This is a genomic window from Acinetobacter sp. UBA3106 (assembly GCA_002365595.1).
Lineage (GTDB): Bacteria > Pseudomonadota > Gammaproteobacteria > Pseudomonadales > Moraxellaceae > Acinetobacter.
Map to the genome: position 1 here is coordinate 91,125 of DFAM01000021.1, position 10,032 is coordinate 101,156.

Below are 10,032 nucleotides of genomic sequence, written 5' to 3' on the forward strand. Positions count from 1 at the left end.
AAAACTGCTGTAGTTACCGGTGCAAGTCGTGGTATTGGTGAAGCGATTGCTCATGTACTTTCACGTGATGGTGCACATGTTATTTGCCTGGACGTTCCACAACAGCAAGCAGATCTGGACCGTGTTGCGGGAGAGATCGGTGGTTCAACCTTAGCGATTGATATCACTGCTGCGGATGCTGGAGAGAAAATTAAGGCTGCTGCAGCTGCACAAGGCGGCTTGGATATTATTGTGCATAACGCAGGAATTACCCGTGACAAAACTTTGGCAAACATGAAGCCAGAGCTTTGGGATTTGGTGATTAACATTAACTTGTCTGCAATTGAACGTGTAAACGATTACTTGCTTGAACATGAAGGCTTCAATGCGAATGGCCGTATTGTATGTGTATCTTCAATTTCAGGTATTGCAGGTAATCTGGGTCAAACCAACTATGCGGCTTCTAAAGCCGGTGTTATTGGCTTGGTTAAATTTACTGCACCAATTTTGAAAAATGGTGTAACGATCAATGCCGTGGCTCCTGGCTTCATCGAAACGCAAATGACAGCAGCAATTCCATTTGCAATCCGTGAAGCAGGTCGCCGTATGAACTCAATGAGTCAAGGTGGTTTGCCTGTCGATGTCGCTGAAACGATTGCATTGTTTGCATCTTCAGCGTCTACAGGTTTAAATGGCAACGTGGTTCGTGTGTGTGGTCAAAGCTTGTTAGGGGCTTAATTTAATCCCTCCCGACCTCCCTTTGTAAAAGGGAGGGGAAAAGTCCCCCTTTACCAAAGGGGGATTTAGGGGGATTAAAATAACCAAAGGGAAAGTTTATACCTCTCCCTAACCCTCACTTGCGCTTTACTTCAAAACAATGTTTTGAAGCTTTGCTCAGGAGAGGGAACTTGATAATGATAAAACTTCCAAAGGTTCAGTATGAATACTCGCCATTTTAGTCAACTTCCAAAACCTTATTTAGCCTATCCTAAAGTGATTCAAGGCTTGATTTTTAAAAAGCCTAAAGGTGAAAAAGTGCTGCCGCAAGTTGAATATGTGGTGGATTCATTCAAGGTTGATCAAAAGCATCTTAAAGCTTATAACGAAGTCTGCGGCTTCAAGAATAACGGATATATTCCTTCGATTTATTTAGCGGTTCTGTCGCAAAGTTTACAGATGCATATGATGACGACAGAGGCTTTTCCATTTGCAATTTTGGGGCTGGTGCACATTCGCAACCAGATTAAACAAAGCCGCAAAGTAGGAACCAATGAAGCATTAACATTGTCGTGCAAATTTGGTGAATTGCAACCGCATGATAAGGGTGTTCAATTTGACTTTATTACCACGGCGAAAGTAGGTAATGAAGTGGTAATGGAAGGGATCACTACTTATTTGGCCCGTCAAAAAACCAATGTTAAAGCGGCGCCTAAACTGGTCGATAATAAAACACCTGCTTATGAATTAAATGCAGAATGGAATGTCTCTGAAAATACAGGACGCCGTTATGCTTTAACTTCAGGTGACTTTAACCTGATTCATATTCATGCCATCACAGCAAAAGCATTGGGCTTTAAACAGGCCATTGCTCATGGAATGTGGAGTAAGGCGAAGGTGCTTGCCAGCTTAACTTTGCCGGATGCCTATGAGGCTGATGTCTGGTTTAAACTGCCGATGTATTTGCCTTCAAAAGTGGAGTTCCTGACTGCTCAGGAAGGCAAAGATACTGAATTCGTCATTCGAAACAGTAAAAACAAAAAACCGCATGTCACGGGAAGTGTGAAAGCATTTTAAGACTAAAGCCTAAGTCACGGTAGATTTAGGCTTTTTTGTTTTAAGCTTGGAATAACATATTGCTGTTCTATGGAAAGCACAGTTGAATGAAAAAAATCAAAGAATACATCTTCGCAAATACAGCAAATTATCAAGGTCATGTCGATGAGCGATTTATAGACCTGGCCACACAATTCAGCCGCATGCAGGATGCGCGGGCAGATGCAGGTGGTGCGGCTTTGGTGGTATATTTTCAGGGACGCAAAGTCGTTGATATCTGGACCGGAGAAAAGTCTGAAACTGAAAGCTGGCAAGCTGATACCCTGGCTGTCTGTTATTCTACGGGCAAAGGGGTACTTTCAACCTTGGCCCATATTTTGGTCAGTAAAGGCTTGCTGGATTACGATACACCTGTTGCCGAGTATTGGCCTGAATTTGGACAAAACGGTAAAGATAAAATTACCTTAAGGCATATGTTGAGCCATCAAAGTGGTTTATATGACATCCGCAATAACATTGCAGCTGCAACAGAGATGGCAGACTGGTCACATATGTTAGATGTCGTTGCCAAAGCGCAACCACGGTTTGTTTTGGGAGAGGGAGCAGCGTATCAACCTTTGATGTTTGGCTGGCAGGTGGGTGGAGCGCTTGAAAAAGCGACAAATCAGTCTTTAGCAGAATTGATGCAAAAGTATCTGATCATTCCCTTAGAACTTGATGGGGCTTATTTTGGAGTGCCAGAGACTGAACTGAATCGCGTTGCAAGACTGTTTCCCCAAAATAAAACACATCCTGCAAAGCCAGCGCAGCCAAACAAGTTATCTAAGACACCACGTAAAGCATCGATCTTCGAGAAATTCCTTGAACTGAGTGGACAGAATCCACAAGACTTTCAGGATGCCATGATTCCCAAAGGCATGAAGCATTTTTCCTTTTTTAGTGATCAGGGCTTGCAAGCAGTTATACCTGCGGCGAATGGAGTATTCACGGCAAATAGTCTGGCAAAAATCTATGCCATGCTTGCTGATAATGGCCGATGGAATGGTCAGCAAGTGATTCGCCCATCGGTTATGCGTGAGTTGAGTACTGTGCAATATAACAAACGCGACCGGATTATGCCTTTACCGATGCATTGGCGATTGGGCTATCACCGTATACTGACTTTAGGCAAATCCTCCCAAGGTTTTGGTCATATGGGCTTTAATGGTTCAGGCGCGTGGTGCGATCCGGAGCGTGGATTAAGTTTTGCTTATATTCATAATTTCCCTGTCGCATCCATAACCGGAGATTACCGATTATGGGGCTTAACGCAAGAAGCATTGCGCTGTGCAGATCAGGTGTTATACGGTCGTAAAGGCTGGTTTTAATTTGCAACATTTTGCTTTAAAAAATAGCTGAAAAATATGCTACTTTTCCTGCGATTTTAACTGCAGATGATCTTTCATGAAAAATGTAGTGTTGATTCCTTTAGTGGCAAGTGCTGCATTATTGGGATGTCAGGATGCCAATCAATCAGATCCGCAAAACAAGGCATCGATTGAATCGCAAAAGCAAATCGTAGCATGGGCAGGAAAATATGAAGGTACCACGCCGTGTATGGGATGTCTTTCACGTTGTGACGATTGCCCGGGAATGGCGGTTGCTTTAGAGCTGCATGAAGACAAAACCTATACTTTAACCCGTGAAAGTTTGAGTGGTCATAATGAAATAGAAACTCTGACTGGTCAGCTGCGTTTTGATGCCAAAGATGAGAACAAAATTGAGCTGATCAACGTGTCCACACGTAATTTACTGTATGTAGATTTAGATGAAAAAGTTCTGGAAATTCGTGTCGACAAGACGGCAAAACCTTATCAGATGCAAAGTGATTTTGTTTTGGACAAGTTAGCGTAATCCGTTTCTTCAGACAATTTTAAATCCTGTATTTAAACCGGATAAATACAGGATTTTTATTGTGCAAACGCTGGCATTTATTTCACTATTTTATAAAAAAACAGTATGCTTAGACCTGTAAAAAGGAGCATACATGTATCAAGTACTTGCACGAAAATACCGTCCACGTAATTTTAATGAATTGGTGGGGCAAAACCATGTGTCACGCGCACTGACGAGTGCCTTGGAACGTGGTCGGTTGCATCATGCGTATTTGTTTACCGGGACTCGCGGAGTAGGTAAAACCACCATTGCGCGTATTTTGGCAAAATGCCTAAATTGCGAAACTGGTGTAACTTCAACGCCGTGTGAAGTGTGTGCCACCTGTAAGGCGGTGAATGAAGGCCGTTTTATCGATTTAATCGAAATTGATGCGGCATCACGCACAAAAGTAGAAGATACACGTGAATTATTAGATAACGTTCCCTATGCACCGACCCAAGGTCGTTTTAAGGTTTATCTGATCGATGAAGTGCATATGCTTTCTACGCATTCTTTCAATGCGCTGCTCAAAACACTGGAAGAACCGCCAGAACACGTCAAATTTCTTTTTGCCACCACTGATCCACAAAAATTACCGATTACCGTGATTTCACGTTGCCTGCAATTTACTTTGCGTCCGCTTGCAGTCGATGAAATTACCGAACATCTGGGAAATATTCTAAAGCAGGAACAGATTCAGGCCGAACAGGATGCAATCTGGCAAATTGCTGAATCTGCCCAAGGGTCATTGCGTGATGCCTTATCTTTAACCGATCAGGCGATTGCGTATGGTCAGGGCGCAATCCAGCATCAGGATGTTAAAGACATGCTTGGCTTGATTGACCGCACCATCATTTATGATCTGATCTTGGCGATTCATCAAAACCAGCAAGCACGGGTCAGTCAATTATTGATGCAATTCCGGCAACAGGCCTTGGATGTGTCACTGGTTTTAGATCAGCTGATTTCGACCTTGCATGAACTGGCATTATTACAATATCTGCCTGAGCTAAGCTTGAAATATAGTGCTGAAATCAATCAAAAGATTATGCAGTTGTCTCAACTCATTTCAGCACAAGATTTACAGCTGTATTATCAGGTGGCGTGCAAAGGCCGCGCCGACCTGCAACTTGCCGTGACGCAAGAGCAGGGCTTTGAGATGTGCGTGCTACGTTTGTTGGCGTTCCGTCCATTACAGCCGAATGAAATTCCTGTATCACAAGCGCAAGTCGTTACACAGAACGTTCAGCCCGTAGTACAACAACCGGTTCATTCAGAGATTTCACAGCAGCAATCCTCGCAACATGTAGCGGTAGAATCGGTCACATCGGTTGAATCAGCAGCTGTATACGATGATTTTGATGATGGGCAGTATGATGACGACCCGTTTAATGAAGTTTCAACTCCGTCTGTTTCCGTAGATGAACCAAGTTCAGATGATTTCCTGGAACAAGAAACAGTAGAAGCTGAAGTGCTGTCTAAATCAGCAGATTCATCATTAAATTCGGATCAAGCACAGTCAGAAAGAATTATCTTCGATCCATCGAGTGACGATGCATTATTTGGCTTTGAGAATGAGCCGGAAGTGCTCAGCAATACAACTGATGAAGCAAGCAGTGATGACTTTCTGTTTGATGAATTAGTGCCTTTAACAAGCGATGAAACAACCCTAGTTGAATCTCAAGCGGAAGTTCAACCACAAACTCAGCTAGCTGTAGAAGAAACAGCCCAAGATTCATTATTTGATTTAGCAGTTGAACCCACACCTCATGTGGAAGTAGAACTTGCCAAGGATGAACCAGTCCAAGCGAGTGAGGCGACGACTTCGACATTGATGCCACAGGATATTCTAAAATTAAAGCCTCAAGTTCTTGAAGGTGAATGGACGGTGGATAAATGGGAGTACTGGTTCCGCAACAGTGAATTATCACCTGCAGTTCAAGAGTTGGCACAACAGGGCGTCATGACTGGACAGATCAATGGTGAATCGATTTTCCATATTCCAAAGCAATATGAAGCCTTGTTGACCCAGTTGCAACACGCCTTGGAGCAGGCTTTAAAAACCGAATGGTCGGGTACTCATTTTCAGGTTCACTATGCAGAAGTAGCAACCACGACGCCGTATAGTATGCAAACTGAACGTAAAGAAAAAGCTTATGCACGTGCGGCAGAGCTACTTCATGCAGAACCTGCGGTCAAAGAGCTTTTGCAAAACTTTGAAGGTGAAATACAGAATATTCAGCTTAAATAAGTTTATTCATTTATGCTGTATGGGTAGAGAGCATCCCGCATTTTGATTGGAATCGGGGTGCTTTTTCGTGTCTGGCGGTCAACAAATACATGTACGAAATGGCCTTGCGCTGAGGCCACATCATGACCTTGTTTAAAAATGGCTAAATCATATTGCAGGGATGAATTGCCCAGTTTGGAAATAGTCACACCGACCTCAATAATTTCAGGATAAGACAGTTCCTGGAAAAAACTACAGGCCGAATCCACCACTAATCCAATCACGGGCGAATAGCGAATATCAAAATCTGCCTTTTCAATCAGCAGGGAATTGGCGGCAGTATCAAAATAACTGTAATAAGTCACATTGTTGACGTGTCCATAAATATCATTATCGGACCAGCGGGTTTGAATAGGCAAAAAGTATGAGAAATCTGCACGTCGCTTAGGTATCTGTTTCATTGGTATAGTCGCTTTAATGATTCCATTTTTTACCGGGAAGCCCATGAAAATACACGTTAAAAATAGGTCATCTCAATAAAACTGGATAACCTGTAATAAATGACGGTAAAAGTAATTTAGTTATCATTTAAATCTTGATTTTTATCAGCAGTATAAGTTTGATTTATGCATAAATAGCTTGATAAATTTCCCGTGCGTCGTGCTGGCTGAGATCACGTGGGTTGTTTTGCAATAACCGCGTTTGCAGCATCGCATCATTGGCTAATTGTTCCAGCATATTTTCAGGAATATTTAGATCTTTCAGTCTTAAAATCAGGCCACTTTTATCTAAATGATTCTGCATATGATCAATGAATAAATCACATAACCCGTCTGTACTGCCGTTGCTTTTCGGGTCTAGCCAGCACATCAGCTCGGCATAGTGCTGTTTGGCATTCGGTGCATTGAATTTTAACACTTCAGTCAAAACCAGAGCATTGCTATGCCCATGAGAAATATGAAAATGTCCACCTAGAGGATAAGCCAGCGCATGTACGGCAGCAACCGGTGCATTGGCAAAGGCTTGTCCGGCAAGCATGGAACCAACCAGCATATTTTGACGTGCTTCTAAATTTTGCCCATCGGCGAGAACCAGGCTCAGATTTTTATTGAGTAATCTCAGGGCCTGTTTAGCGAGCATATCGGCATAAGGGTTCTTTTTGATTTTTGAGGTATAGGCTTCAATGGCATGTACCATCGCATCGATGCCGGTTGCCGCGGTAATATGCGCGGGCAGGTTTTGGGTAAAAGTCGCATCTAAAATGGCCACATCGGCAAATAAAACCGACGAAACAATACCTGTTTTGGTGGTTTCACCGGTGGTGACAATCGAAATTGGGGTAACTTCAGAACCCGTACCTGCTGTCGTTGGTACTAAAAATAGAGGCAATCGTGGGTGTTTGGCATTATTTACGCCATATAAGTCTTGCAGACTTTGCGATTGCTGAGGATGCGCCAATATGGCAATGATCTTGGCGACATCCAAAGAGCTGCCACCTCCGAAACCTAAGATGATGTCCACTTTTTCATTTTTGGCGAATTGTACGGCGTCCAATACAATATGTTCAGGAGGATCGGCCTGAACGTTTGAATAGATTGCATAAGGAAGCTGAATGGTTTCTAAAATTTCAATAATTGGCAGATGCAGTTGCTGTTGAATCATGCCGGCATCGGTGACCAGCAAGAGTTTTTTATAGCCGTGTTGTTGCAATAATGGCTTTAACTCATAGATCGAGCCCAGTCCTGAAATAATATTCGAGACGGTTTGAAATTGAAAATGGCTCATCTATTGCTTCCTTTTTGATATCAAAATCAAGATTATTGTTTTAGTGTTCTATAGGATTCATCCTGTAAATAACTTAACATAAGACACCTGAAAATAAAGCAGTAATTGAGGTTGTTATGTCATCCAAAACGCCCTATAAGGTGTTATGTGTATGTTTAGGAAATATTTGTCGCTCTCCCACGGCAGAAGTTGTACTTAGACATTTTTGTGATAAACAGCAACTGAATATTATGATCGACTCCGCAGGAACCAGTAATTACCATCCCGGAAAAGCACCAGATGAGCGTAGTCAGAGACATGCGTTAAAACGCGGTTATGATTTATCATCGTTACGGGCGCGCCAGTTAAAGCCGCAAGATTTTCTTGAATTTGATCTTATTCTGGCAATGGATCATGAAAATTTATCTAATATTCAAGCACTTTTACAACAGACTCAAACGGCCTATGCTGCCAGTCAAATTCGGGCAAAAATTGCATTGATGAGTGAATACGATCAGAATTATCGCAAACAGGCTTTGCCAGATCCATATTATGGCGGGGCAGATGGCTTTGAGCGGGTACTTGATCAGTGTGAATCGAGCAGTCTGGCCTGGGTCGGCATTTTTAAACAACAGTTCAAACAACAGATCGATGTGAAATAAAGGTTTAAGCACATGAATATTCAAACTCAAATTCAACTTAAGCCTTTTAATACCTTAAGTCTTGATGCGACAGCATCACATTACTGCAAAGTTCAATCTACAGCTGAACTGGTTGATGCCTTGAATTATGCCAAACAGCAGCAACTCAATGTTTTGATTCTGTCTGGCGGCAGTAACATGCTTTTGCCTAAAACAATCAATGCGCTGGTGATTCATATGGATATTCAGGGCATTGAAGATATTGTAGAAGATGAACACAGTAAAACCATTCGTGTAGGGGCAGGACAAGTCTGGCATGACTTTGTACTCTGGACCACAGAAAATCATTTATATGGTCTGCAAAATCTGGCGCTTATTCCAGGTCTGGTAGGGGCTTCTCCGGTACAGAATATTGGTGCCTATGGCGTAGAGGCAGGCGAGTTTATCGAGTCGGTACAGGTGTATGATCGTCAGTCAGAGCGATTTAGCACGATTCTTGCCGCAGACTGTGATTTTTCATATCGACATAGTGTTTTTAAAGATGATCCGAATCGTTTTGTGATTACTCATGTGACTTTTAAATTGCTTAAGCAAGCACATTTAATGTTGAATTATGGGGATCTGAAACATGCGGTAGGCGAGGAACAGACGGCTGAGAATCTGCAAAAACAAGTGATTCTCATTCGTCAAAGCAAATTGCCAGATCCAAAAGAATATCCTAATGTGGGAAGTTTCTTTAAAAATCCGATTATTTCAGAGCAGCTTTATGACCATTTAGCACAGACATTTCCGCAATTGCCCCATTATCCTCAGGCCAAAGGTGGCGTTAAAATTGCAGCAGGTTGGTTGATCGATCAATCAGGCTGGAAAGGGAAAAAACTGGGTATGGTGGGCATGTTTCATAAGCAGGCCTTGGTGTTGGTCAATTATGATCAGGCCGATCTGGCGGATGTTCAAGCCACTTACCATGCTGTACAACACGATGTGCAGCAAAAATTTGATATTTTGTTAGAGCCTGAACCGGTATTGTTTGATGAAACAGGTTTAATCCGTTCACATATGGAATAAGTAAAAGATGGTGAAATCACATTGGATGGTACGACTGGTACAAATAGCTTCTGTGCTATTTGTATTGTTCGGCTGTTTCATGGTTTTGCTTTATTCACCATTTTATTCTGGTTGGGTGGTGAGTGCATTGAACAGTTTTGTGCCTGTAGAAGTGAATCAGGTGGCGGCAAAGAGTCAGCAAATGGCCGCCTTAAGTGAACATGAAAATCTGGAGCCGGGTTCCAGAGTCTGGATTGCCCGTCAGGCCTATCTCAAACTGATGGAAGAGGCAATCCAATCGCATAATTCACAGGATCTGGTCTTGATTCAGGCGCGTTATAAAGCCTTGCAACAAACCATTGAAGATGCCCAGCTCCAGGAGAAAGAACAACAGGACAAACCACAAGTGCCGCTGCTGGCAAAACCGGTGGAGGCTGCATCTGAAGCAGAAGACCCTACCCAAACGGTCAAAGATTTGCTGGATTTGAATAGTACTGAAAATCAAGCCTTGATGGAAAAGTATCTGGATTTTCTGCGAACCCATGAAATAGAACAGGAAAAGGTGGCTGGAGAAGCTGTAGATGAAACCATCTATCAGGATATTGCCCTGATTCATGAGCAAAATGAACAATCACAGCCCCAAACTTCTAAACCTTATGCGATTGTGGTGCTGGGTGGTGGGCT

The 10,032-nt window shown here is 42.7% G+C and carries 9 protein-coding genes and 1 pseudogene; 8 read left to right on the plus strand and 2 right to left on the minus strand.

Annotated elements, in window-relative coordinates; genetic code table 11:
• The 5 genes from B4C48_RS12330 to dnaX all read left to right on the plus strand — a co-directional run.
• Positions 1-717: 3-oxoacyl-ACP reductase (locus tag B4C48_RS12330; RefSeq protein WP_291356922.1), on the plus strand; the 717-nt coding region annotated here is incomplete at its 5' end.
• A 201-nt stretch (positions 718-918) separates the two neighbouring features.
• Positions 919-1,773 (plus strand): MaoC/PaaZ C-terminal domain-containing protein, encoded by an 855-nt coding sequence (locus B4C48_RS12335; protein ID WP_291356924.1) that lies wholly within the window; start codon positions 919-921, stop codon positions 1,771-1,773.
• A gap of 86 nt (positions 1,774-1,859) precedes the next feature.
• Entirely contained in the window at positions 1,860-3,119 is a 1,260-nt protein-coding gene (locus B4C48_RS12340) for a serine hydrolase domain-containing protein (protein WP_291356926.1), read from the plus strand.
• A gap of 76 nt (positions 3,120-3,195) precedes the next feature.
• Positions 3,196-3,645: a copper resistance protein NlpE N-terminal domain-containing protein gene (locus B4C48_RS12345; protein ID WP_291356928.1), complete on the plus strand. Its 450-nt coding sequence runs from the start codon at positions 3,196-3,198 to the stop codon at positions 3,643-3,645.
• Positions 3,646-3,778: 133 nt separating this feature from the next.
• Positions 3,779-5,917: a DNA polymerase III subunit gamma/tau gene (dnaX, locus tag B4C48_RS12350; RefSeq protein WP_291356929.1), complete on the plus strand. Its 2,139-nt coding sequence runs from the start codon at positions 3,779-3,781 to the stop codon at positions 5,915-5,917.
• A gap of 2 nt (positions 5,918-5,919) precedes the next feature.
• On the opposite strand, the gene B4C48_RS12355 is transcribed toward dnaX, so the two are convergent.
• The gene (locus tag B4C48_RS12355) at positions 5,920-6,357 is read right to left on the minus strand and encodes an acyl-CoA thioesterase (protein WP_291356931.1); all 438 of its coding nucleotides are present in this window, start codon (positions 6,355-6,357) and stop codon (positions 5,920-5,922) included.
• A gap of 163 nt (positions 6,358-6,520) precedes the next feature.
• A complete protein-coding gene (locus tag B4C48_RS12360; RefSeq protein WP_291356933.1) occupies positions 6,521-7,681 on the minus strand; it encodes an iron-containing alcohol dehydrogenase in 1,161 nt (386 codons plus the stop codon).
• Between the two features lie 116 nt (positions 7,682-7,797).
• Between B4C48_RS12360 and B4C48_RS12365 the strand changes: the two genes are divergently transcribed.
• The 3 genes and pseudogenes from B4C48_RS12365 to B4C48_RS12375 form a co-directional block, all read left to right on the plus strand.
• On the plus strand, positions 7,798-8,322 hold the full coding sequence (locus tag B4C48_RS12365) for a low molecular weight protein-tyrosine-phosphatase (protein WP_291356936.1): 525 nt from the start codon (positions 7,798-7,800) through the stop codon (positions 8,320-8,322).
• A 12-nt stretch (positions 8,323-8,334) separates the two neighbouring features.
• Positions 8,335-9,369: a UDP-N-acetylmuramate dehydrogenase gene (gene murB / locus B4C48_RS12370; protein WP_291356938.1), complete on the plus strand. Its 1,035-nt coding sequence runs from the start codon at positions 8,335-8,337 to the stop codon at positions 9,367-9,369.
• Positions 9,370-9,376: 7 nt separating this feature from the next.
• Positions 9,377-10,032 (plus strand): annotated as a pseudogene (locus B4C48_RS12375) (YdcF family protein); the annotation flags it as partial.

Excerpts from the sequence above, each read along its gene's own strand:
- B4C48_RS12335 (WP_291356924.1), top strand. The coding sequence starts at position 919 with ATGAATACTCGCCATTTTAGTCAACTTCCAAAACCTTATTTAGCCTAT.
- murB (WP_291356938.1), top strand. The coding sequence starts at position 8,335 with ATGAATATTCAAACTCAAATTCAACTTAAGCCTTTTAATACCTTAAGT.
- B4C48_RS12340 (WP_291356926.1), top strand. The coding sequence starts at position 1,860 with ATGAAAAAAATCAAAGAATACATCTTCGCAAATACAGCAAATTATCAA.
- B4C48_RS12355 (WP_291356931.1), bottom strand. The coding sequence starts at position 6,357 with ATGAAACAGATACCTAAGCGACGTGCAGATTTCTCATACTTTTTGCCT.
- dnaX (WP_291356929.1), top strand. The coding sequence starts at position 3,779 with ATGTATCAAGTACTTGCACGAAAATACCGTCCACGTAATTTTAATGAA.
- B4C48_RS12360 (WP_291356933.1), bottom strand. The coding sequence starts at position 7,681 with ATGAGCCATTTTCAATTTCAAACCGTCTCGAATATTATTTCAGGACTG.
- B4C48_RS12345 (WP_291356928.1), top strand. The coding sequence starts at position 3,196 with ATGAAAAATGTAGTGTTGATTCCTTTAGTGGCAAGTGCTGCATTATTG.
- B4C48_RS12365 (WP_291356936.1), top strand. The coding sequence starts at position 7,798 with ATGTCATCCAAAACGCCCTATAAGGTGTTATGTGTATGTTTAGGAAAT.